The organism is Nonomuraea terrae (genome assembly GCF_044465245.1).
GTDB classification, from domain to species: Bacteria; Actinomycetota; Actinomycetes; order Streptosporangiales; family Streptosporangiaceae; genus Nonomuraea; species Nonomuraea terrae.
Map to the genome: position 1 here is coordinate 785,585 of NZ_JBITLL010000006.1, position 22,086 is coordinate 807,670.

21 protein-coding genes are annotated in these 22,086 nt (G+C 72.6%); 12 read left to right on the top strand and 9 right to left on the bottom strand.

The window, feature by feature from the left end:
- The first annotated feature begins 20 nt into the window (after positions 1–20).
- The 3 genes from ACIBP6_RS33070 to ACIBP6_RS33080 are packed head-to-tail and all read left to right on the top strand — an operon-like array spanning position 21 to position 5,509.
- Positions 21–1,223: a cytochrome P450 gene (locus tag ACIBP6_RS33070; RefSeq protein WP_397057746.1), complete on the top strand. Its 1,203-nt coding sequence runs from the start codon at positions 21–23 to the stop codon at positions 1,221–1,223.
- A gap of 50 nt (positions 1,224–1,273) precedes the next feature.
- Positions 1,274–4,501 carry an ATP-binding protein gene (locus ACIBP6_RS33075; protein ID WP_397057747.1) on the top strand — a complete coding sequence of 1,076 codons (3,228 nt, stop codon included), beginning with the start codon at positions 1,274–1,276 and terminating at the stop codon, positions 4,499–4,501.
- A 48-nt stretch (positions 4,502–4,549) separates the two neighbouring features.
- Positions 4,550–5,509, top strand: coding sequence for an NAD(P)H-dependent flavin oxidoreductase (locus ACIBP6_RS33080; RefSeq protein ID WP_397057748.1), 960 nt, complete (start codon positions 4,550–4,552; stop codon positions 5,507–5,509).
- 110 nt (positions 5,510–5,619) lie between these two features.
- Here ACIBP6_RS33080 and ACIBP6_RS33085 read toward each other — a convergent pair whose 3' ends face one another.
- Genes ACIBP6_RS33085 through ACIBP6_RS33095 form a run of 3 tightly spaced genes read right to left on the bottom strand, consistent with a single transcriptional unit; the run spans position 5,620 to position 8,040 of the window.
- Positions 5,620–6,462, bottom strand: coding sequence for an ABC transporter permease (locus ACIBP6_RS33085; RefSeq protein WP_397057749.1), 843 nt, complete (start codon positions 6,460–6,462; stop codon positions 5,620–5,622).
- Entirely contained in the window at positions 6,459–7,448 is a 990-nt protein-coding gene (locus tag ACIBP6_RS33090; protein WP_397057750.1) for an ATP-binding cassette domain-containing protein, read from the bottom strand. Before ACIBP6_RS33090 ends, ACIBP6_RS33085 begins: the two co-directional genes overlap by 4 nt.
- 19 nt (positions 7,449–7,467) lie before the next feature.
- Positions 7,468–8,040, bottom strand: a complete 573-nt coding sequence (locus tag ACIBP6_RS33095; RefSeq protein WP_397057751.1) for an NADPH-dependent FMN reductase — start codon at positions 8,038–8,040, stop codon at positions 7,468–7,470.
- A gap of 350 nt (positions 8,041–8,390) precedes the next feature.
- On the opposite strand from ACIBP6_RS33095, the gene ACIBP6_RS33100 reads away from it, so the two are divergent.
- Positions 8,391–9,773 (top strand): hypothetical protein, encoded by a 1,383-nt coding sequence (locus tag ACIBP6_RS33100; RefSeq protein WP_397057752.1) that lies wholly within the window; start codon positions 8,391–8,393, stop codon positions 9,771–9,773.
- 56 nt (positions 9,774–9,829) lie between these two features.
- Here ACIBP6_RS33100 and ACIBP6_RS33105 read toward each other — a convergent pair whose 3' ends face one another.
- On the bottom strand, positions 9,830–11,164 hold the full coding sequence (locus ACIBP6_RS33105; RefSeq protein ID WP_397057753.1) for an esterase/lipase family protein: 1,335 nt from the start codon (positions 11,162–11,164) through the stop codon (positions 9,830–9,832).
- Positions 11,165–11,393: 229 nt separating this feature from the next.
- On the opposite strand from ACIBP6_RS33105, the gene ACIBP6_RS33110 reads away from it, so the two are divergent.
- The 3 genes from ACIBP6_RS33110 to ACIBP6_RS33120 all read left to right on the top strand — a co-directional run bounded on the left by ACIBP6_RS33110 (position 11,394) and on the right by ACIBP6_RS33120 (position 13,023).
- On the top strand, positions 11,394–12,344 hold the full coding sequence (locus ACIBP6_RS33110; protein WP_397057754.1) for a DUF6221 family protein: 951 nt from the start codon (positions 11,394–11,396) through the stop codon (positions 12,342–12,344).
- 5 nt (positions 12,345–12,349) lie between these two features.
- The gene (locus ACIBP6_RS33115; protein WP_397057755.1) at positions 12,350–12,712 is read left to right on the top strand and encodes a hypothetical protein; all 363 of its coding nucleotides are present in this window, start codon (positions 12,350–12,352) and stop codon (positions 12,710–12,712) included.
- A gap of 62 nt (positions 12,713–12,774) precedes the next feature.
- Complete coding sequence (locus ACIBP6_RS33120) at positions 12,775–13,023, top strand: hypothetical protein (protein ID WP_397057756.1); 249 nt, start codon at positions 12,775–12,777, stop codon at positions 13,021–13,023.
- Between the two features lie 2 nt (positions 13,024–13,025).
- Here the strand turns inward: ACIBP6_RS33120 and ACIBP6_RS33125 are convergent, their stop codons facing one another.
- The gene (locus ACIBP6_RS33125) at positions 13,026–13,433 is read right to left on the bottom strand and encodes a DUF2267 domain-containing protein (protein WP_132611336.1); all 408 of its coding nucleotides are present in this window, start codon (positions 13,431–13,433) and stop codon (positions 13,026–13,028) included.
- A 263-nt stretch (positions 13,434–13,696) separates the two neighbouring features.
- Between ACIBP6_RS33125 and ACIBP6_RS33130 the strand changes: the two genes are divergently transcribed.
- Positions 13,697–14,029: a chorismate mutase gene (locus ACIBP6_RS33130; RefSeq protein WP_397057757.1), complete on the top strand. Its 333-nt coding sequence runs from the start codon at positions 13,697–13,699 to the stop codon at positions 14,027–14,029.
- Here the strand turns inward: ACIBP6_RS33130 and ACIBP6_RS33135 are convergent.
- The 3 genes from ACIBP6_RS33135 to ACIBP6_RS33145 all read right to left on the bottom strand — a co-directional run bounded on the left by ACIBP6_RS33135 (position 14,026) and on the right by ACIBP6_RS33145 (position 16,703).
- Complete coding sequence (locus ACIBP6_RS33135) at positions 14,026–14,601, bottom strand: dienelactone hydrolase family protein (RefSeq protein ID WP_397057758.1); 576 nt, start codon at positions 14,599–14,601, stop codon at positions 14,026–14,028. The genes ACIBP6_RS33130 and ACIBP6_RS33135 overlap by 4 nt on opposite strands.
- Before the next feature lie 65 nt (positions 14,602–14,666).
- Positions 14,667–15,557, bottom strand: coding sequence for a class I SAM-dependent methyltransferase (locus tag ACIBP6_RS33140; protein ID WP_397057759.1), 891 nt, complete (start codon positions 15,555–15,557; stop codon positions 14,667–14,669).
- 90 nt (positions 15,558–15,647) lie between these two features.
- Complete coding sequence (locus tag ACIBP6_RS33145; RefSeq protein WP_397057760.1) at positions 15,648–16,703, bottom strand: trypsin-like serine peptidase; 1,056 nt, start codon at positions 16,701–16,703, stop codon at positions 15,648–15,650.
- Positions 16,704–17,098: 395 nt separating this feature from the next.
- Here ACIBP6_RS33145 and ACIBP6_RS33150 point away from each other — a divergent pair, with 395 nt between their 5' ends.
- Complete coding sequence (locus ACIBP6_RS33150) at positions 17,099–17,875, top strand: hypothetical protein (protein WP_397057761.1); 777 nt, start codon at positions 17,099–17,101, stop codon at positions 17,873–17,875.
- A 374-nt stretch (positions 17,876–18,249) separates the two neighbouring features.
- Here the strand turns inward: ACIBP6_RS33150 and ACIBP6_RS33155 are convergent, their stop codons facing one another.
- Positions 18,250–19,479, bottom strand: coding sequence for a serine hydrolase domain-containing protein (locus ACIBP6_RS33155; protein ID WP_397057762.1), 1,230 nt, complete (start codon positions 19,477–19,479; stop codon positions 18,250–18,252).
- Between the two features lie 164 nt (positions 19,480–19,643).
- On the opposite strand from ACIBP6_RS33155, the gene ACIBP6_RS33160 reads away from it, so the two are divergent.
- The 3 genes from ACIBP6_RS33160 to ACIBP6_RS33170 are packed head-to-tail and all read left to right on the top strand — an operon-like array spanning position 19,644 to position 22,086.
- Positions 19,644–20,231, top strand: coding sequence for a hypothetical protein (locus ACIBP6_RS33160; protein ID WP_397057763.1), 588 nt, complete (start codon positions 19,644–19,646; stop codon positions 20,229–20,231).
- Positions 20,232–20,254: 23 nt separating this feature from the next.
- Positions 20,255–21,421 carry a sensor histidine kinase gene (locus ACIBP6_RS33165; protein ID WP_397057764.1) on the top strand — a complete coding sequence of 389 codons (1,167 nt, stop codon included), beginning with the start codon at positions 20,255–20,257 and terminating at the stop codon, positions 21,419–21,421.
- Entirely contained in the window at positions 21,418–22,086 is a 669-nt protein-coding gene (locus ACIBP6_RS33170) for a response regulator (protein ID WP_397057765.1), read from the top strand. Before ACIBP6_RS33165 ends, ACIBP6_RS33170 begins: the two co-directional genes overlap by 4 nt.

Sequence of the window (22,086 nt, forward strand, 5' to 3'; positions counted from 1 at the left end):
GCAAAAAACCCCGGATCCAGGTGATTGCATTGAGCGAGACCACGATGCCGCTGCACATGCGGCGGGTGGAGTTCGATCCCGCGCCCGAGCTGGCAGCGGCGCGTGACGAGGAGCGGGTCAAGCGGATCAAGACGGTGTTCGGCGACGACGCCTGGCTGGTGACCCGCTTCGCCGACATCCGGGAGGTGCTCGGCGACCACGAACGCTTCAAGGTCGCCCCGCAGGGCGTCGCCCGGCTGCCCGGATCGCCACCGATGACCGAGGAGCAGAAGGCCAAGGTCCGCGCGGGCAACCTGCTGGGCGTCGACCCGCCCGAGCACACGCGGCTCCGGCGGATGCTGACCGCCGAGTTCACCATCCGCCGGATGCGCCGCCTGGAGCCGCGGATCCAGAGCATCGTCGACGACCACCTGGACGCCATGGAGGCCGCCGGGTCGCCCACCGACCTGGTGCCGGCGTTCGCTCTGCCGATCCCGTCGCTGGTGATCTGCGAGCTGCTCGGGGTGCCGTACGAGGACCGGGAGGGGTTCCAGCGCCGTACCGGCCGGATGCTCGACATGACGGCGCCCGGTGAGGACCGCCTGAAGGCCCAGTTCGAGCAGCGCGCGTACATGGTGGACCTGGTCGCCCGCATCCAGGCCGACCCCGGCGACGACCTGCTCGGCATGCTCGTCCGCGAGCACGGCGACGACCTGTCCGCCGACGAGCTGGTCGGGATCGGCGGCCTGCTGCTGTTCGCCGGCCACGAGACCACCTCCAACATGCTCTCCCTCGGCACGCTCGCCCTGCTGCGCCACCCCGAGCAGCTCGCCCTGCTGAAGCAGGAGCCCGAACGGATCGACGCCACGGTGGAGGAGCTGCTGCGCTGGCTCAGCATCGTGAACAACGGCACCACCAAGCTCACGACCGAGGAGGTCGAGGTCGGCGGCCAGGTCATCCCGGCCGGCGAGCTGGTCATCTGCTCCCTGCCCGCCGCGAACCGCGACCCCGGCTTCCTGCCGGACGCCGACCGTTTCGACCTCACCCGCGGCGCCCCGGGCCACCTCGCGTTCGGCCACGGCGTGCACCACTGCATCGGCGCCCCGCTGGCCCGCATGGAGATGCGGATCGCGTTCCCGGCCCTCTTCCGGCGCTTCCCCGACCTGCGCGCGGTCGAGGACGGCGCCGCCTTCCGCACGTTCAGCATCGTGTACGGGCTGTCGTCGCTGAAGGTGGCCTGGTAGGGCCCGCGTCGATGGGAATTGTCGTCCCAGCCGGATAGCGTGCGAAGGTCATGCCCATCGACCTCGCGGCACATGAGCTGATCGGCAGGGAGCACCCCGCCGCGCTCCTGCGTGCCGAGATCAGCCGGGTCGTCGTCAGCCACGGCGGCCTGGTGCTGGTCACCGGCGAGGCCGGCATCGGCAAGACCACGCTCGTCACCAGCGCGGCCGGCGAGGCCAGGCAGCGGGGCGCGCTGGTGGTCGGCGGCGCCTGCTGGGAGTCCGACGGCGCGCCGGGCTACTGGCCGTGGGTGCAGGTCATCAGGGCGCTGCGGCGGGCCGCCGACCCCGAGGAGTGGGCGGCGGCCACGGCCGAGGGCGGCGACAGCCTGGCCGCGCTGCTCGGCGAGGCGAAGGCGCCGCCGCTGGGCGAGGCTCCCGCCGACGACTTCCGGCTGTTCGACGCGGTCACCTCGGCCCTCGTCGCGCTGGCCCAGCGCCGCCCGGTCGTGATCGTCATCGAGGACCTGCACGCGTCCGACCCGGCCTCGCTGCGGCTGCTGGAGTTCGCGGCGCGGCAGACCTGGTTCGAGCGGCTGCTGCTGGTCGGCACCTACCGCGACGCCGAGGTCGAGCCGGTCGACCACCCGCTGCGCGACCTGCTGTCGCCGCTCGTCGCCAAGGCCGCCACGATCACGCTCACCGGGCTCGACCGGCCCGGCGTCGCCGCCCTCATGGCCCGCACCGCCGGTCTCGACCCGCCGCCGGAGCTGGTCGAGCAGGTTCATCTGCGCACGGGCGGCAACCCGTTCTTCGTCGAGCAGACCGCGCGGCTGTGGCGCAGCGGCGGCTCGGCCGACGTCATCGCCCCGGGCGTGCGCGACGCGCTGCTGCGCCGGCTGTCCCTGCTGCCGCGGCCGGTGGCCGAGCTGTTGCCCGCCGCCGCCGTGCTGGGCCGCGAGTTCCACCGGCAGGCGCTCGCCGCCGCCGTCGGGGCGCCGGTCGCCCACGTCGACCGGCTGCTGGAGCTGGCCGTCGTGGCCAAGCTGGTGGTGGCCGGGGGCGGCGGGGCGTTCGCGTTCGCCCACGGCCTGGTGCGTGAGACCCTCTACGACTCCCTCGACGACCCGCGCGACCTGCACGCCGCGGCCCTGGCCGCGCTGGAGGCCTCGGCCCTGCCCAGCGAGCTGGCGCGGCACGCCTACCTCGCCGGCGACCGCGTCGACCCGGAGCGGGCGGTCGAGCTCCTGCTGGCCGCCGCACGCGAGGCCGGCGGGCGGTTCGCGGGCGACGAGCAGCTCGTCCACCTGCGCAGGGCCTATGCCGTGAGCGCCGCGGCGAGCCCGCGCCGGCGCGGCATGGCCGCGGTCGACCTCGGCGTGGAGCTGCACCACCGGGGCCACCTCGACGAGGCGAGACGGATCCTCGACGAGGTGGCCCGCATCGCCCGCACCACCGACGACCCCGAGCTGCCCGCCCGCGTCGCGCTGATCTTCCACACCCACTACGGCCTGGCCACCGCCCTCGGCCACCTCAGGGAGGCCCACCGGCGGCTGATCGGCGGCGGCCCCGTGCCCGACGAACGCCTCCCGCTCGACCTGGTCCTCCACCTCGTCTCGCTGGCCAAGCAGGGCGGTGACGACGACGCGCTGTCGTTCAGCCTGTGGGCCCACCACGACATCATCTGGGGTCCCGGCACGGCCGCCGAGCGGCTGGCGCTGACCAGCGAGCTGGTCGAGCTGGCCCGGCGCACCTCCGACGACAACCTCGAACACTTCGCCACCGCCCTGCGCTGGGGGGCGATGATCGAGCAGGGCGACCCGCGCTACCTGGAGGAGTTCCGCCGCTACGCCGACACAGGCCGGCGCAGCGACCGTCCCCACCACGTCGTGACCACCGACGTCGACGTGAGCATCATCGCGGGCCTCGCGGGGCGGTTCGCCGAGGCCGAGGAGGTTCTCGCGGGCATTCCGCGCGGAGGGTGGCACGACCGTTTCGTCTTCATGCTCGAACACCACCGCTGGGCGCTGATGGCGCTGCAGGGCAAGATCGAGGAGCAGGAGGCGGTGCTGCGCGAGCTCAGGGGCACCGCTCACCCCTGCGTCCCGCTGCTCGAGGCGCTGACCGCCGTGCACGCCGGCGACCTCGACGCCGCCCTCCGCCACGCCGCCGACGAACAACCCGCGTCCGGCATGATCCAGCCGATCTGGCTGCGCCTGCAGGCCGAGCTGGCGGTGGCCACCCAGGACGCCGAGCTGTGCGCCAGGGCGCGGGCGCTGCTGGCGCCGCACCGGGGGCGGTGGCTGGTGTCGCTGTTCGGCTGGGAGGTCTCCGGGCCGTACGACTTCTGGCTCGGCCTGGTGGACGCCGCCGAGGAGCGGTGGGATGAGGCGGTCGAGGAGCTCACCGCGGCGTACCGCTCGGCCGACCGCATGCGAGCGCGGCCGTGGTCGGTGCTGGCGCGCGCCCACCTCGCCGAGACGCTGCTGTCCCGCGGCGCACCGGGCGACGCGCAGACGGCACAGACCCTGATGGAGGGGGTACGCCGCGAGGCCGCCGACCTCGGCATGCGACGCCTCCCCGACACCGCGCACCGCCTCCCGCCGGAGGACACTCGGCCTGCCGACGATCCACATGCGCGGCCCGCCTCCGGTGGCGCGGCCTCCGCATCGGGTGAGCGGCCGCCGGTCGATCACCACGTATCGTCGGCCTCCAACGGCGGGACGCCCCCGTCCGGGGAGGTCGCGTCCGGCGGCGGGGAGTTCCGGAGAGACGGTGCGGTCTGGGCGTTGCGGTTCGCGGGGCGGGTGGCGCACGTGCCCGACGCCAAGGGGCTGCGCGACCTGCACACGCTGCTGAGCCGGCCGGGCGACGACGTGCCCGCCGTGGTCCTGCTCGCCCCGGAGGGCGGTGAGGTGGTCGTCGCGGCCCACCGCATGGGCGGCGACGAGGTGCTGGACGACGAGGCCAGGAGCCGCTACCGCCGCCGCCTGTCACAGCTGGACGACGAGATCGACCGCGCCGCCGAGCTGGGCGACGACGGGCGGGCGGCGGCGTTCGACCGGGAGAGGGCGGCGCTGCTGGCCGAGCTGCGGGCCGCGGCGGGGCTCGGCGGCCGCACCCGACGGCTGGGCGACGAGGCCGAACGCGCCCGCAAGACCGTCACCGCCCGCATCCGCGACTCGCTGCGCAAACTCGACCGCGCCCACCCCGAGCTGGCCGCCCACCTGCGCGCCACCGTCTCCACCGGCTCCACCTGCCGCTACCAGCCTGAGGACCCCATCACCTGGCACCTGTGACCCCACCGGCCGACAACCCCCGCCCGGTGTCCGCTTGGATAGGCGGGTATGACGTTGTCGACGGTGTTCACGGAGATGTTCGGCGTGCGGCATCCGATCGCGCTGGCGCCGATGGGCGGGTCGGCCGGTGGCGCGCTGGCCGCGGCCGTCTCCCGCGGCGGCGGGTTCGGGATCCTGGGCGGCGCGTACGGCGACCCGGAGTGGCTGGCCCGCGAGGTGCCGATCGTCGCGGGCACCGCAGGGCCGTGGGGTGTCGGATTCCTGACCTGGGGGATCGATCTGGCCGCGGTGGAGCTGGCGCTGAGCTACGGCCCCAGCGCCGTGATGCTGTCCTTCGGCGATCCGGGCCCGTACGCCGAGCATGTCCGCCGGGCAGGGGCGCTGCTGATCCTCCAGGTCACCGATCTGGAGGAGGCCAGGCGGGCCGTGGACCTGGGCGCCGATGTGATCGTGGCCCAGGGAACCGAGAGCGGCGGGCACGGAGCCGCGCGCGGGCGCTCCACGTTGCCGTTCGTGCCCGCGGTGGTGGATCTCGTGGCTCCGGTGCCGGTGCTGGCAGCGGGCGGGATCGCCGATGGACGCGGAGTGGCGGCGGCTCTCGTGCTGGGTGCCGCCGGGGCGCTCATCGGCACCCGCTTCCAGGCGACCACCGAGGCCCTGGCCGATCCCTCGATCACCAGGGCGATCGTCGAGGGACGAGGCGAGGACACCGAGCGGAGCACCGTGCTGGACATCGCGCGAGGCTCCGGCTGGCCGTCGAAGTACCCCGCCCGCACCCTCGGCCACCCCTACCTCGACCGCTGGCGCGGCCGGGAGGCCGAGCTCGCCGCCGATCCCCGAGCCCTTCAGGACTACCAGGACGACGTGGCACGTGGCGCGATCCCGCCGTTGCCGGTCTGGGCGGGCGAGGCCGTCGACCTCATCGCCGACCTGCCGTCGGCGGAGGACCTGGTCACCACGATGGCCGCCCAAGCCGAGGACGCGCTGACCAGAGCGGGACGCCGCTGACCTCGCCACCGTCCACGCCGCAGCCGACCGGGCGCGAAGGCGAGGGGCTGCCTTCCTCGTGCCCGGCGCGGGCCGTCGTCGGGCCCTCGCAGCGTGAGAGCACCGGATGACTACTTGCGGTTGTAGAGGCGCATGGTGAGGGCGCCGAAGATGACGACGAAGGCCGCCGAGCACACCAGGACCCAGGTGACCTCGCCCATGTCGGGCGTGCCGGCCATCAGCGACCGTACGGCGCTCACCAGGTGCGTGATCGGGCTGGCGTTCACGAAGATCTGCAGCCAGCCCGGCATGGTCGACGGATCGACGTAGACGTTGCTCAGGAAGGTGAGCGGCATGAGCAGCATCATGCTCATGCCCATGACCGCTTTCTCGCTGCGCAGCAGCAGCCCGAACATCGTCCACAGCCAGGAGAACGCGAACGAGAACACCAGCACCAGCAGGATCCCGCCGACCACCCCGGTCACCCCGCCCTGCGGCCGGAAGCCCAGCGCCAGGCCGACCACCAGGATGACGATCGACGCGAGCGTGTAGCGCAGCAGGTCGCCCAGGAGGTAGCCGATCAGGGTCGACGGCCGCCAGATGGGAAGCGTGCGGAAGCGGTCGAAGACGCCCTTCTCGATGTCCTTGTTCACCTCCACACCGGTGTACATGGTGATCATCACGATGCTGGTCGTCAGGATGCCCGGCAGCAGGAACTGCAGGTACTCCGTGGGAGACCCGGCCAGCGCACCCCCGAACAGGTACGTGAACATCAGCGTCATGATGAGCGGGAACGCCGTCACGTCGAAGAGCTGCTCGGGCACGTGCTTGATCTTCAACATCGCCCGCCAGCCGAACGTGACCGACGCCGACCACGCGCTCGGTCGCGGCGGTCTCACCCCTGGGGCGAGGACCCCCGCCAGGGCGTCGGGCGCGGGTGCGTAGGTGGTGCCGGTCTCGGTGGTGGTGCTCATGCTGCCGCCTCCTCGGTGGCGCGGTGGTCGGTGAGGGCCAGGAAGACCTCGTCCAGGCTGGGCTGGCCGAGGGAGAAGTCGTCGACGACGATGCCGGCCTCGGCCAGCCGGCCGAGCGCGCGCGAGGCCTGCTCGGCCGCCGCCGAGTCCCGGCTCGCGCCGGTGGAGCCGCCCTTGAGGCGCGCGGTGAGCGCCACCGGGTCGGCCTCCAGGTAGACGGCCGCGTCGAGGGACTCGGCCAGCAGGCGCTCGGCGACGGGCCGGGTGGCGGGGTCGCGCAGTCGTACGTGGACGGACCCCGCCCCGACGGACGACTTCAGCTGACCGGGCGTGCCCTCCGCGATCACCTTGCCGCTGTCGATGACCGCGATGCGGGCGGCCAGCCGGTCGGCCTCCTCGAGGTACTGGGTGGTCAGCAGCACCGTGGTGCCGTGGGCGACGACGACGCGGATGATGTCCCAGACCTGATTGCGGCTGCGCGGGTCGAGGCCGGTCGTCGGCTCGTCGAGGAAGAGCAGGTCGGGCGTGTTGAGGATGCTGGCCGCGATGTCGATCCGCCGCCGCATGCCGCCGGAGTACGTCTTGACCCGCCGCCGCCCGGCGTCCGTCAGCCCGAACGCCTCCAGCAACTCCGCCGCCCGCTCGCGCGCGGCCGGTTTGCGGTGGCCGAGCAGGCGGGCGAGCAGGATCAGGTTCTCGGTGCCGGTCATGTCCTCGTCGACGGAGGCGTACTGGCCGGTCAGGCTCACCCGGGAGCGTACGGCGTCGGCCTCGCGCACCACGTCGCGCCCGAACACGGTCGCCTCGCCGCCGTCGGGACGCAGCAGCGTGGCGAGGATGCGGACGGCGGTCGTCTTCCCGGCGCCGTTGGGCCCGAGCACGCCGTACACGGCGCCGGCCGGCACGGCGAGGTCGAGGCCGTCCACGGCGCGCGTCTTGCCGAAGACCTTGACCAGGCCGGAGGTCTGTATCGCCAGATCTGGCATGGGATTCCTTTCGTGAGACTCATGAGACGTACGGCTGGGCGCGACGGCCCTCCCGCAGCGTGCGGCCCCACCAGGTGAGCTGGTCGAGCATGGCCCCGATGGCGCGCAGCCGGTCGTCGGTGTCGTGGGGCCGGCCGTGGCCGTCGACGGCCGGGCCCAGCAGATCGACCCCGACCCAGTCGCGCATGGTCACCGCGTGCAGGGCGGTGAAGACCGTGCGGAGCTGCTCGACCGCGTAGTGACCGGCCGAGCCGGAGCCGTACGAGACGATGCCCACGGGCTTGGCCCGCCACTCGTCGTACGCGAAATCGACGGCCTGCTTGAGCGAGGCGGGGAAGCTGCGGTGGTACTCGGGGGTGACCACGACGAAGGCGTCGGCGCGGCCGACGGCCCCGGCGAACCGCCGCATGGACGGCGTCGGGCGCTGCGGGTAGCACGCCGGGAAGGCGTAACCGGCCAGGTCGAGCACGTCGACGGCGAGGTCGTCGCGCTGCCCGGCCCGCTCGGCGAACCAGGCGCCCACCGCGTCGCACACCCGGCCCACCCGGGTGCTGCCGATGATCACCGCGACGCCGAGCCGCTCGCTCCTCATCGCGCCACCTCCCCTCACCCATGAGGCGCCAGGCGTCCCGCTAGATCGGATCTAGCGGGGCGCCTGGCGGCAGAGGCGGCAGGGGCCGGGAGCAAGTCCGGGTACGGCCATCCCGGCGTCACGGCCGGAATCGCGGCCCCGATCGGATACACGCTGCCGGCCGCCGGGCTCGTCGCCGTCGGCACGGCCGCGTTCACCGGCGTGATCCGGCCGCCTGAGCGGGAAGCGCAAATACGACGGGTGGCTACGCCTGGGCTTTACCCGGAACAATCCAGCCTTATAGTAATCGAACCACTACCCAAAGTTACGATGGCGGAAGTTCGCGCATCTATCGCTCCAGGGGGGCTGGAATGACTGACGAGACCCGGGCCGACGAGGTACGGATCGACACACTGGACGACGAGGCCGCGCTGCTGCACGTTCAGGACGACCCCGTGGCCGCCGCGGCCGTCGACGTGGCGGTCGAGACCGAGCTGCTGGACAACGCCCCCGCCCGCGAGGCGGTGGAGGCCCGGCGCGAGGCCGAGCGCCGCATCATCGGGCTCCCGGATGAGGAGCGGGCTCGCGTGCAGCGGCTCCAGCAGGAGCTGCGCACCATGGGCGCCGAGGTGTGGCCGGTCTCCCGATGGTGGGGCTACGAGATCCGCCTCAACGAGTCGGCCGCGCTGCTGTCGGCCGAGATCCCGCAGCTCGTCGGCGAGATGGCGGGCATCATGCTCGGCGCGTGGGTGGCCCCCGTGGTCGAGCGCAGCGTACGCGCCAAGGCCGACTGGATCGCCTCCATCGCCCGCCCGTACGGAGTCAAGCTGGTCTCCCCCTGGACCGCTCCCGGCATGCTCGTCCCCGCCCGCCAGGACGGCCGCACCCCGGCCGACGCCCGGCTCTACTGGACCGTTCACGAGCCGGGGGAGGGCTGGAGCCCGGCGCAGCGGTTCGTCGAGCACGTCGACGTGTCGGGCGCGGCACTCGCGGTGTTCCAGGACCGGCTCCACCTCGTCCACCGCGGCGTCGCCGGCGACGCCGCCCTGCGGTGGACGGTCTACGACGCCGAGGAGGGCTGGCGCGAGGACGAACGGTTCCCGAGCCACCTCACCGACGAGGCTCCGTCGCTGACGGCGTACGACGGGCAGCTCTACTGCGTGCACCGCGGCGCCGGCGGCGACGCGGCCCTGTGGTGGACCCGCTGGGACGGGTCCGCCTGGACGCCGGACGAGCGGTTCCCCGGCCACCTCACCGACGAGGCCCCGGCCCTGGCCGCGTACGACGGGCAGCTCTACTGCGTGCACCGCGGCGCCGGTGACGACACGTCGCTGTGGTGGACCCGCTGGGACGGCTCCACCTGGACTCCTGACCAGAAACTGCCCGGCCACCACACCTCGAAGGCCCCGGCGCTGGCGGTCTACCGCGGCCACCTCTACTGCGTGCACCGCGGCGCGGGCACCGACGCGTCGCTGTGGTGGACCCGCTGGGACGGCACGGAGTGGAGCCCCGACCAGAAGCTGCCGCGCCACCACACCGCCGAGGCTCCGGCTCTGACGGTCTTCAAGGACCGGTTGTTCTGCATGCACCGTGGCGCCTTCGACCACAACCTGTGGTGGGCCGCCTTCGACGGCGCCGCCTGGACCGCCGACGAGCAGGTGCCCGGGCACCGCACCTCGGAGCGCCCCGCGGTCGTCGCCTACCGCGACAGGAACGCGACCCACGACCAGCTCCTCTGCGTCCACCGCGGCTGAAACGCCGAAAGTGCCGGCTCGCGCGCCACGCGAGCCGGCACTTTCGTGTCGGTGGCTTACCAGCCGGCGAGCTGCTCCAGGAACCACTCGATCAGTGGCTTGGACACGGCGCTGTGCTCGCGGTTGGCGGTGTCGCAGCAGAACGCGTCCAGCAGCGTCTCGTCCTTCGGCAGGTCCCTGAGATCCTTGTAGAGGTCGGGCTGCCACTGGTACGGGTCGCGGGTCAGCGCGATCGCGCTGACGGTCGGGACGAAGCAGCTGTTGCGCAGCCGCTCGTGGATCGGCAGCCCCATCGCGTCGGCGATCCGCCCCCACGAGTCGAGCGTGCCGCCGGGGGCGCCGTCCCACGCGGCGACGTGGGAGGTTGCGCTCGCCCACACCGGCGGGCCGAGCTTGATCGTGCCGACGTTCTGCAGGGCGCCGCCGTCCGGCTGGACTCGGGCGGTGAGCTGGAGATCGGCGGACTGCAGGTCGAAGACCGGCGTGCCCGGCCCGAGGTCCAGGCCGATGCCGGTGCCGAGCCCGTTGGCCAGCCCCAGCTTGTACGGCCGCATCGGGAACCAGCCGACCCGGCGCAGGTCGTCCAGGAACTCCTGGCGCAGCGGGTTCGCGGTCACCGGCCCGGAGAAGTCGGCGCTGTCGACCCAGCCCCACAGCAGCTGCTGCGCGGCCGGGCTGCGGATCAGCTCGGCCTGACCTGGCTCGCCGCCCTCCGGCGGCTGCAGCGCCTCGTGCAGGTACGCCAGCTGCTGGAGCACCAGCGGGATCCAGGCGCCGAGGTGCGGCGTGTCGTAGGAGAAGTACTTGTCGGTCTGGTGGTCGAGACCGTCGGCCTCCATGCGGGCCAGGGCGTACCGGGTGACCATGCCGCCCATGCTGACGCCGCCGACGACCAGCGGGGCTTCGCCCGTCCGCTCGGCGAGGACGCGCTGCACGCAGCTGACCGCGACGGCGGCGTTGGCCTGCAGGTAGGTGTGCCGCTGGTTGAAGCCCAGCAGGACGACGTCGATGCCCATCGAGCGGAGCCGGTCCAGGAAGCCGGGCTTGCCGTCCTGGTACGGCGTGTTGAAGTGCCGCCACAGGGCGTCCAGGTCGCTCGGGCCGTGGCCGAAGCCGTCCGCCAGGATCAGCGGCCGGGTGAGCGTGCGGTGGCCCTCGGCCAGGTGGACGGCGGCCCGCCCCTTGGCGGTGACGCCCTGGTGCGGGCGGTCGGCGACCAGCTCCCAGGTCGTCTCGGGCCTGCGGGTGTCGGCGTCACCGTCCTGCTCGGCGGAGAACCAGACTCCTTGCCAGCCGAACGCGTCCGCGATCTGCTCGCCCTGCTCGTCGCTCAGGCTGCTCCTGATGCCCTGGGCTCTGGTCTCGACGTCGATTCTCGGTTCCTGCGCCATGATCGATCCTCTCGCTAAGCTGCGCGGCCGACTGGGGCCACTGACGCCACCCTACGGTGACGGTCAGTGACGAACCTGGGACGGAATGCAGTGGCACGGTCATCTTCCCGTATCGTGTTTTCGCAGGTCAGATGAGGTATTCGCCGTTTCGCGGGCCGACGCGTGACACCCCGTCGACAGGGGGCAGGGGGCAGGAGGGACAGCGGTAGCGAGCAGCTCGGGGGAGTCCATGCAGGCGTTCTGGATCGACGCCACCCACGAAGGGACGCAGGAGCGCTACGGCGAGGAGCTGCGCCGGTGGCGGCACGCGTTCGCGGTCGCGGAAGGGGAGCCGGAGGCGGGCGGCGTCACGCTCGACCCGGCGCACTTCGCCGCGGCCGCCTGGGAGGCCGCCACCCGCCCGGCCGCCGAGTTCCCGTACGTGCGGCGCCACTCCCGCGTGCTCGACGCGGCCTGCCGCCGGCCTGAGGAGGCCAAGGGCCTGCTGGCCGTGGTCGAGCTGGCCGTGCCGGCCCCGGTGCGGGTGCCCGCCGGCTGGGCGGGCTGGCAGCGCGAGAGCGGTGACGACCGGACGTACGCGCCGCCACCGTACGAGCGGCAGACCGCGCTCACCACGCTGGAGCTGCGCGTGCCGGTGCCGGCCGACCGGCTGCCCACGCCCACGCACGCCAGGGCCGCGGGGCTGCCCAACCTGGACGACGCCCAAGCCTCGCTGGAAGCGCTCGTGACCGAGCTGAACACGGTCGTCGCGCCGTTCCTGCGTGAGTTGGAGGGCGGCGGCGACGCCGGTGCGATGCCGGAGTGGCTGCGCACCCAGATCGAGGCCGACAAGGCGACGGCCGAGACCGCCGGCGCGGGCGCCTGGCGGTACGTGGCCGCCCACACGGGCAACCGGCTGGAGTTCGACGAGCAGCGCGGTGTCGACGCGATCGGGTTCCACGAGGGCGACCTGCTGCGGCCCGTCGAGGCCATCCACATCGCGCTGCACGACCCGGCCGACGTGATCGCCCGCTGCGAGGCCGCGCTGGCGCTGCTGGCCTTTCACGGCCGTGACTGCGCGGAATGCTGGTCAGGGATGCCCTGCCGGTCCGTACGGCTCCTCGCGACCGGCTACCGGCGCCGTCCCGGCTGGCGCGACGAGTGGGCGCTGCCGCCCGGTGACGAACCGACGAGGGGATGACAGGCATGACGCGACGGGACGAGCATCCCGATGACGAGTTCTTCGCTCCCGTGCTGAGGGAGCCGCCGGCTCCCGAGGAGGTCAGCGAGACGGGCCAGGTGAGCGACACCGGTGTGCCGGACGTGCCCGGCGCGGGCCGGGGAGACTGGGACGAGTCGCCCCCGCCCGCCAACAAGCTCAGCGTGGGCCTGCTCGTGACGGGCCTGGTGGTGCTGGTGGGGGTGGTGCTGACCGTGCTGGCGCTGATCGCCGGACGCCCGCTGCTGGCGATCGTGCCCGCCGTGGTCGCGCTGGCGGCCGCTTTCGGCCTGGTCGCGTACGGGCTGCGGCGCACCCGCTCGAACGGCGGGCCGCCCACCTTCGGCTAGAGGTTTCACCCCCTGCGGCTGGGTATTCGCCCTGCTGGACGGCACAAGACAAGGAGCCCGCGATGCCGCTGATCGATCGTGAGTGCGTACGGCGACTGCTGGAGTCGGAGGAGCCGGACGCCACGCTGGTGTTCGTGCGGGGCGACTGCGTCGTCCTGCCGGCCGGGGACGTGGACGACGCCCACAAGGGGCTCGTGATCGCCCGGCGTGACGACGTGCTGGCCCACGTGCCGGACGGCGCCCCGACGGACCAGGTGCTCGACGACCTGGCCCATCGGCTGGACAACGTCGTCCGCGACCTGGGCGGCTGACCTCAGAGGTGACCGCGGCTGCCGGCCGACGCCAGCTGGCGCAGGTCCTGTGACAGGCTGTCGCGGACCTTGTCCATGATCTTGCCCTGCGTCGCCTCCTCGGTCACCTCCAGCACCACCCGCGCGAGGTAGGTGGCCCGCGCCGTGTCGACACCGGCGCGGTCGGCTACGCGTTGCACGAACTCCTCCCGTCCGAAATGTTGCCCCGAGCCGAGGCCGCCCATGACCTCCGTACGCCGGAGGTGCTCGCCGATCTCGTGTGGCAGCTGGGCGGCCAGGTGGTCGGCGAGCCCTTCGGTGATGCGCTCGCCGAGCGTCTCCAACGTCGCCCTGCACGCCCGCTCGGCCTGGTCACGAGCGCCGAGGTGTGCGCGTGCCTGTACCTTTCCGATGAATTCGTCGTGTTGCACGATTCCTCCACACGGCTTGATGTCTGCCCTGTGCGTGGATTTCCCTGAGACGAGGATCGACCGTCTCCGCCCTCTGCGGCGGGCGGCCCCTCCAGCCGCGCATACCCGCCGCGACTATACGGAAACGACTCCTCCGACGCACTCGCCCGGCGGCCTTTTCCGGCGCGGTTCTTTACTGATTCCACACCCACGCCAGGCGCAATGTCCGTCTTTATGATAAAATGGCACCTTATTGAGCCGTGTAGCGTCTCAAGGGGTATTTTGTGGAAAATGGCACTGAAGGCCAGGTAGATCAGGACATCTACGTGCGGCAGGAGCTGCAGCGGCTGCGCGACAGCATCGACAACCTCGACGCCGCCCTCGTCCACCTGCTGGCCGAGCGGTTCAAGTGCACCCAAGAGGTCGGCCGGCTCAAGGCCCGCTATCAGCTCCCTCCCGCCGACCCCGAGCGTGAGGCATCGCAAATTCGCCGCCTGCGCGCGCTCGCGGAAGAGTCGAAACTCGACCCCGTCTTCGCCGAGCGCTTCCTGAATTTCATCATCGCCGAGGTGGTCAGGCACCACGAGTTGATAGCGGCCGCCGCCCGCGGCAACTAAACGCGGCCGAGGAAGGCGAGCACGCGCTCGGTGAGCAGCGCGGCGGCCCGCTCGTCGTAGCCGGGCAGGCTCGGGTCGGCGAAGACGTGGCGGTCTCCGGCGTAGAGGAACAACTGGGCGTCAGGAGCCGACTCGACCAGGGCGCGGGCCGCGTCGAGGTCGCCCTCGCCGGCGAAGACCGGATCGGACTCCATGCCGTGCACCTGCACCGGGACCTCGCCGGGCCACGCGTCACCGAACTCGGAGACGGGCGCGCAGCCCTCGATCAGCAGCGCGCCCTTCGCCCCGGCGCGCGTCTGGGCCAGCATCTGCGCGGACATCACGCCGAGGGAGTAGCCGGCCAGGACCAGCCCGGCGGGCAACCCCTCGGCGGCGGCCCGGCCACGCTCGATCAGCGTGCCGAAGCCCACCTCCTGGGCGTGGGCGATGCCGCCCGCCAGCGTGTCGAACACCCGCCCGTCGTACAGGTCGGGCAGATGCACGGTGTGGCCGGCCGCCCGCAGCGTGTCGGCGAACGCGCGCACCCCTGGCGTGAGCCCGTACGCGTGATGGAACAGCAGCACCTCGGCCATGCCGCCTCCTCGTTTCGATCAGGTTTTCGAAGAGTATGCCACGGCCGGGTTCGGGCGTACGGCCCCTACGCGGGGAGCTGAAAGTGCCAGACGAGGAGCGCCGGCGAGCCCTCGACGGCCGCCCGCGCCGCCTCCGGCGCGAAGTCGACCAGGGACCACGGCCACAGCTCCCACGGTTCGAGACTCGCGGGCCCGCGCTCGGGCCGGTCGTCGTCCGGCCCGGACGCGGGCGAAGGCTCCTCGCAGCGCCGCACCTCCAGCCCCGCCCGCAGCGCCGCGCGCACGTAGTCACCGGTCAGGTGCCGGTACGTCGCCACCCGCCCCGGCGACCCGTCGGCCAGCCGTACGGGCGGGACGATGCCGCGCGCCACCCCCTCGGGATGGATGTCGGAGGTGATCAGGTGACCGCCCGGCCGCAGCGCCCTGCCGAACTCGGCCAGCACCGGGTCGAGGTCGGGCACGTGGGCCAGCGCCAGCGAGCAGACCACCAGGTCCACCGAGTCGTCGTCCACCGGCAGGCGGCGCAGGTCGCCGAGGCGGAAGTCGCCGTCCGGCACGCGCACGCGGGCCCGCTCCAGCATGTCGGGCGAGCTGTCCACGCCGAGCACCCGATGACCCCGCCCGGCCAGCGCCGCCGCGAACCGGCCCGTGCCGCACGCCGCGTCGAGCGCGAGGCCCGCGGGCAGCTCCGCCACGATCTCGTTCACGATGGGCTCGTCGTAGTCGAACGCCGAGTTCGGCCCGTCGTACGTCTGCGACCAGATGCGGTAGCCGTCGACCGTCTCCACGCGGGCGACGTCCACCCCCGCGTCGGCCAGCGACTCGTCGTCGAGCAGTGCGCGGATCTCCGCGACGCGCGTCTCGACGAACGCGCGCCCGTGCTCCCCGGTGAACGATCGCATCAGGGCCATGCCCTGCAGGCCCAGCACGTACGCCAGCGGATGCTCGTACCTCATCACCCGCACGCTAATCGGGCGCACCGGCCGGAGGCCAGCGAATATCGGCCCGGACGGCCGGCGAGGGCCGTCCGGGCCCGGTCGTTCGGCTCAGGTGGCGTCGGCGTTCTGGGCCGCCTGGTAGACCGCCATCGCCTCGTTCCCGAAGAAGGGGCCGAACATGAAGTCCGGGGCGAAGGTGTAGGTGAAGCTGTTGACCGAGTTGAGCCAGCCCTGCCCCGTGGACTCGTCGAAGCCCTGGAACCACGGCCCGCCGCTGGACCCGCCGGTCATGCCGCAGCGCAGCCCCTGGTCGCGCGTCTGCACGGTGTCGTCGAAGGCCTGCCCGCTGCAGTAGATCAGCTCTGATCCGTCGAACGGCTCGGCCGCCGGGTAGCCGAAGGCGAAGTTCTGCCGGCCGCGCGGCTGGTTGAACGCCACGCCCTGGCCGCCGACGACGTCGGTCAGCGTCCGGCCGTCCAGCGGCGCGACGACGACGGCGGCCACGTCGAAGTTGATGTCCTCCTGGTCGTTCCACTGCCGGGTGGTCAGCATGCGTGCGGCCGCCCACGTCCCGAACGGACGCCGGCCGTCGTCGAAGGCCGGGACGAACACCCAGTTGCGGTGGGCGGCGCCGTTGAGCTTCACGCAGTGCCCGGCGGTCATCACGACGCTCTCGTTGGCGCTGGTCACCGCCGTGCCGGAGCAGGAGGAGTTGCGGCCGTCGGCGGTGGTGAAGAAGACCCGCCCCACGGTGCGCACGACGGCGCCGCCGTCCTCCCAGGTGAGCCCGGGGCTGTTCGGCACCGCGGCGGTGAGGGCCGTGCCGCCGTACGACGCCCTGCCGGTCGGGGAGTTCCGGTACGTCCAGGGCGTGTGGCGGGTCGTGGTGGCCGCCGTGCCCCTGGACGCCCAGGGCGTGCCGCGGGACGGCCCGTTCGACGAGGTCGCCCGCCGGGGCGGCGGCGCGTCCAACGGCCGCGCCGCCCGCATGCGCTGCGAGGTCCAGTACTTCAGCACGGTCCTGCGTTCCGACGAGGAATCCGTGGCGCTCCATCGGGCGGGCCTGGGGTCGGGGCCTGCGGCGGCCTGAGCGGTGCCCGCGAGCGCCGGCGCGCAGGTCAGGGCGAGCGCGGCGGCGGTGAGCAGGGCGGCTCTGCGGTGCATTGACGTACCTCCCGAAACGCGGAATCTGCCGCTCGGAGGTACGTACGGCCACCGCCGTATTCCTCAATTCCTGCACATACCGATATAGCACTATTGCGGAGTGAATGCGGGCCGACACGGAGCGTGACGGGAAAGGTGCGCAGGGGCCGGATGGTGATGCTCTTTCCGGCTTCTTTCCTTGGAGGGGAAATTCGGCTACGGCGTGGCGTTACAGGGTCGCTGTCCGTAACTGTAACCATCGTTGATGGTTCTCGGGCCTGACCCGTTTCGGCAGGCCAACGGGCTGCACTCCGGCCTGCGGCTCACGCGACCATGGGTCGCATTCCGAAAGGTAACGGTATATGTTCACCCCTGATAATCGGACAAAAGTTACATCCGACTCGGCTCGGCCGCGGGTGCGCCACTCGCTGAGAAAAGCGGCGGGGCTCGCCACGCACGGTGCCCTCGCGGTGGCGCTGGTCGCCACGATCGCCCCCGCGGCGCTGGCCGCGGACCCGTTCGACGGCGAGATGCCGGCGGTGACACCGACACCGACGCCGACACCGACGCCCACACCGTCACCGACGGCGACCGAAGAGGTGGTCGACGACAGGGACCACCGCCGCAAGCGCCGTCATCATCACCACCACTTCTTCAGGGAGCACGGGCGCTGCTCGCCGCACACCTTCTGGCGCGTCCACAGCCTGTCGCCCAGGAACTTCTTCCTGCCGCGGACCAGGTTCATCGACGGTCCGGGCGGCTCGATGACGGTGACGGTCACGCGTGAGCACGAGGTGACGGCGTTCCTCGAAACCGAGAACGAGCGCACGCTCTCCCGTACGCGGAACTTCTTCGAGCGCCGCCGCGCCGACGACGACACCTTCGAGAACCTCAACGTCGCGAACGTCGTCCACCAGCTGCGCAAGCTCGGCCTGCCGCACCTGGAAGAGCGGCACATGGTCTTCGCCGGGCACGAGTACACCCGTGAGATCAGCGAGAAGAAGTACGGCAACATGTGGTACCGGGTCTTCGGCTACCGCATCGGCTACTCCGCCTGGCGGGTGCTCGGCACGTGCCGTCACGTGCCGGTCGCGCGCGGCCTGGTGAACGTCCCCTCCCGGGTGGAGGGCTGGCGCTACTGGGAGACCAAGCGTCCGATGTTCAAGGGCAGGCGGCTTCCCTGGAAGAAGTAGCACGTCACCGCAGGTCAATGGTGGGGTGAAGGGGTTCTCGTCACGAATTCCCGGGTAGGGGACGAGCTCAGGGAGCGCCTCCCGTGACGCGCAGACGTCAGGTTGGCGCCTCCCCTGCCTTCCGTGAGGAGGACACCATGGCCGTCGCTCGACATCTGGCCATCACGCCGCTGAGGATCCCGCCGCCCGATCCCGGCGGCCACAGCTCCAGCCGCTCCCGGCGCCGCCGGCGCCGGCACCGCCGCTTCTGACGCGGCTCAGACGACCACCCAAGCGCAGCGCGGGGGTACATCAGGATCCTTCCGCGCTGCACCGGCCGCGGACGCAGCCCTCCTCCCCGGGCGCGCCCGCAGCCGGCATGTAAGGCCCCTTTCTCAGGACGGCTCGGCGAACGACGCCAGCGCGATGCCCAGCGTCCGCTGGTTCTGGCCGGACGCCTTGGCGTCGGTGGAGTTCACCGAGTAGACGAGGGTGCGGCTCAGGTCACGCGTCGCGCCGATCCCGGCCGCGTAGCCGTAGCGGGCGCCGGTCTTGCCGTACGCGACGATCCCGCCCGGCAGCACCATCCTCGACATGCCGGAGGTGTACGCGGCCGGCTCGCACGTGCCGTACGTCGTGACGCCGGGCACCGTGAACATCGGCTCCAGCTGGGCGGGCGGCACGATCTGGCCGGAGAACAGCGCTCTGACGAACTTCTCCAGGTCCGCGACCGTCGAGATCAGGTCGCCGGAGGCCCAGGTCGAGGTGGTGCTCATCTCGGTCATGTCCACGACGTGCGCCGTGCCGTACGGGACGGCGTCGGGGAAGCCCTCGGGGACCGCCTGGTAGCCCGTGTGATGGCGGCCCCGGATCCGGGGTGAGGCGCCGGGCAGGTAGCTGTCGCGCATGCCGACCGGCCGCAGGATCCTCGTGGTCACCTCGTGCTCGTACGAGTTGCCGGTGATCTGCTCGATCAGCAGGCCCGCCACGAACGTGTTGACGTTGAGGTAGTGCTGGCGGGTGCCGGGGGTGAACTCGACCGGGTTGCGTACGGCCAGCGCGACGTACTCGTGCGGCGTCCACGTACGGAACCTGGTCCGGTACACCCACTCCAGGGAGCCGGGCAGGTCGGGCGCGGGCAGCCCGCTCGTGTGGTCGAGCAACTGGCGCACGCGCACCTCGGGGTACGTCTCCGGCAGCAGTCCGGGAAGGTACTCCTGGACCGTCCCGTCGAGCGACACCCTGCCCTCGGCCACCAGTTGCAGCACGACCGCCGTGGTGAACGTCTTCGTCACGCTGCCCGCACGGAAACGGGCGTTCGCCGACGCCTTGCGCTTGCCCGCGAGGTCGGCCACGCCGCTCACGCCCCGCCACGAGCCCTTGGCGCCGCCCACCCGGACGATCGCGGCGGTGGCGTCGGCGGCCGGCAGCCCGGCGATGGCCCGTTCCAGCGCGGCCCGGTTGACGGGCGGGATCTCGGCGTCCGGATCGGGCCGGACGTCGGCCGGCGGCGGGCACGCAGGTGAGGTGGCGACCGGCTGGGGGACCGTGCGGCCGGTCGCCTGGGCGGGTGCCGCCACGAGGAGGGTGGCCAGGGCCAGGCAGGCGACTGCGGTCTTCTTCACGACGACTCCAGGTCACGAGGGTGATCAGTTCGGCCATCGTGGCCGTCGCCGGGCCCTGGACGGATCGCCGCCGCGGGGGATTTCCGCTCGCTCGTGTGAGGGAGGCTCGCAATCCCTCGTACCGGCGATGTGCCGTAGGGCTCCGGGCGGTGAGGATCTTGGCCATGAACTCCCGCATCTCCTTCGTCGCCGCGCCGCTGCTCGTGCTCGCCTACGGCGTCATCCGGATCCTCGACGGGCTGGACGGCAGCCGCGGCCCCGGTCTCGCCTGGACCGCCGGGCATCTCGCGTTCATGGCGGCGCTCGTCCTGTTCGTCCAGATCTTCTGGCGGCTGCGGGCGATGGCGGGGCGGAACGGACTCGCCACCGTCACCGCGGCGGCCGGCACCGTCGGCATCGCGACGCTGCTCGCGCAGTTCGGCATCGACATCGTGGTCGGGTTCATGGCCGCCGACCACGACGCCATGGGCCCGCTGTTCGACCAGGTGCAGAGCGTCCCGGGCGGGCAGCTCGCGATCTACGACGGCGGGCCGTTCCTGTTCTACCTGGCCCAGCTCGGCCTGGTCGTCCAGCTCGCCGTCATGCGCCGGACCAAGGCGTGGACGCCCGTGCTCGTCCTGATCGACCTCGCCCTCCCGTTCGCCGACAAGGACCTCATCCCGCTCGGCGCCGTCTTCCTGCTCGTCTCGTTCCTGCCGCTCGCCCGGCGGACGACCGAGGCGGCGGCGCGACCCGCCGCGGCGCTCGCATGACCCACCCGGCACCATGGGATGCCATGTCCGAGTTACGGGTTCTCGCGCGGCTGAGCCGATGGGCGAACGCGCTGCCGCCGATCTGGGTGGACTCCGCGCTCGCGGCCGCGGCGCTGGTCGCCCAGCTGTGGCCGCTGCTGTTCCGCGACAACCCGTACGGCGGGTCCTGGGACTGGTGGGGGTACGCCTCCGTGATCGCCGCCACGGTGCCGCTGGCCTGGCGGCGGCGCGCGCCCGCGGTCGTCCTGATCGTCTCGCTCGTCCTGGGCGAGAGCTACGACCTGGTCGACGAGGTGGCCGCCCAGCCGATCTGGTACGGCGGGCTGGTGGCGCTCTACACGGTGGCCGCCTACTCCGGGCGGGTGACGCGGGTGGCCATGTTCACCGTGACGATCGGCGGCGGACTGCTGATGGTCGGCTCGTGGGAGACCGCGATGCGCGGAATCGTGCTCTTCGTGGCCGCGTACGCCATCGGCCGGGCCGCGGCGGCCTCCCGCGCCCGGGCTGCGGCGCTGGAGGAGCGGGCCGCCCAGCTCGCCCGCGAGCGCGAGATCGAGGCCGAGCGCGCCGCCGAACGGGAGCGGGCCAGGATCGCCCGCGACATGCACGACATCCTCGCCCACGCCGTCAGCGTCATGGTGGTCCAGGCCGAGGCCGGGCCGCTGGCGGTGGAGGGCGACCCGGCGCGGGCCGTGGCCGCCTTCGACGCCATCGCCGCCGCCGGGCGCGACGCGATGGAGCAGCTGCGCCGCATGCTCAACGTCCTCAAGGAGGGCGAGGGCCCGCGCGCGCCGCAGCCGACGATCGCCGCCCTGCCCGGGCTGGCCGACCAGGTCCGGGCGACCGGGCTGGAGGTGACATACTCCACGGCGGGCGAGCCGCGGCCGATGTCACCCGACGCCGAGGTGGCCGCGTACCGGATCACTCAGGAAGCCCTCACCAACGTCGTCAAGCACGCGGGCGGCGCCCGCGCCGGCATCGCACTCACCTGGCAGGAACGCGAACTCATGATCGACATCACGGACGACGGCCGGGGCCGCGACCCGGGCCTGCCCTCGGGCGGCAACGGGCTGATCGGCATCCGCGAGCGGGCAGCCGCGTGCGGCGGCAGCGCGCAGGCCGGGCCGCGCGCCGACGGGAGAGGGTTCCGGGTGAGCGTCCGGCTGCCGGTGCAGGGGGTGACGGCGTGACCGTGCGCGTGGTGGTGGCCGACGACCAGGAGCTCGTCCGCGCCGGGTTCGGCATGATCCTCGACGCCCAGCCGGACATCGAGGTCGTCGCCGAGGCGGGCGACGGCGCGCAGGCGGTCGCCGCCGTCCGGGAGCACCGTCCCGACGTGCTGCTGCTCGACATCCGCATGCCGGTCATGGACGGCATCGAGGCGGCCCGCGTCGTGTGCGGCGAGGGCGACTGCCGCGTGCTCATGCTCACCACGTTCGACCTGGACGACTACGTCTACGACGCGCTGCGCGCCGGGGCGAGCGGGTTCCTGCTCAAGGACGTGCGCCGCGACGACCTCGTGCACGCCGTCCGGGTGGTGGCCGCCGGAGAGTCGCTGCTCGCGCCGGCGATCACCACGAAGCTGATCGCCGAGTTCACCTCCAGGGCGGCGGCCCCGCGCCCGGCCGGGCCGCCGCCGGAGCGGCTGGCAGCGCTCACCGCCCGCGAGCGGGAGACGCTGCGGCTCATCGCGCGCGGCCTGTCGAACGCGGAGATCGCGCGGGAGCTGGTGGTCAGCGAGCACACCGTGAAGACACACGTCAGCAACGTGCTCACCAAGCTTGGACTGCGCGACCGCGTGCAGGCGGTGATCGCCGCGTACGAGACAGGGCTCACCGTCCCCGGCGGGCACTGA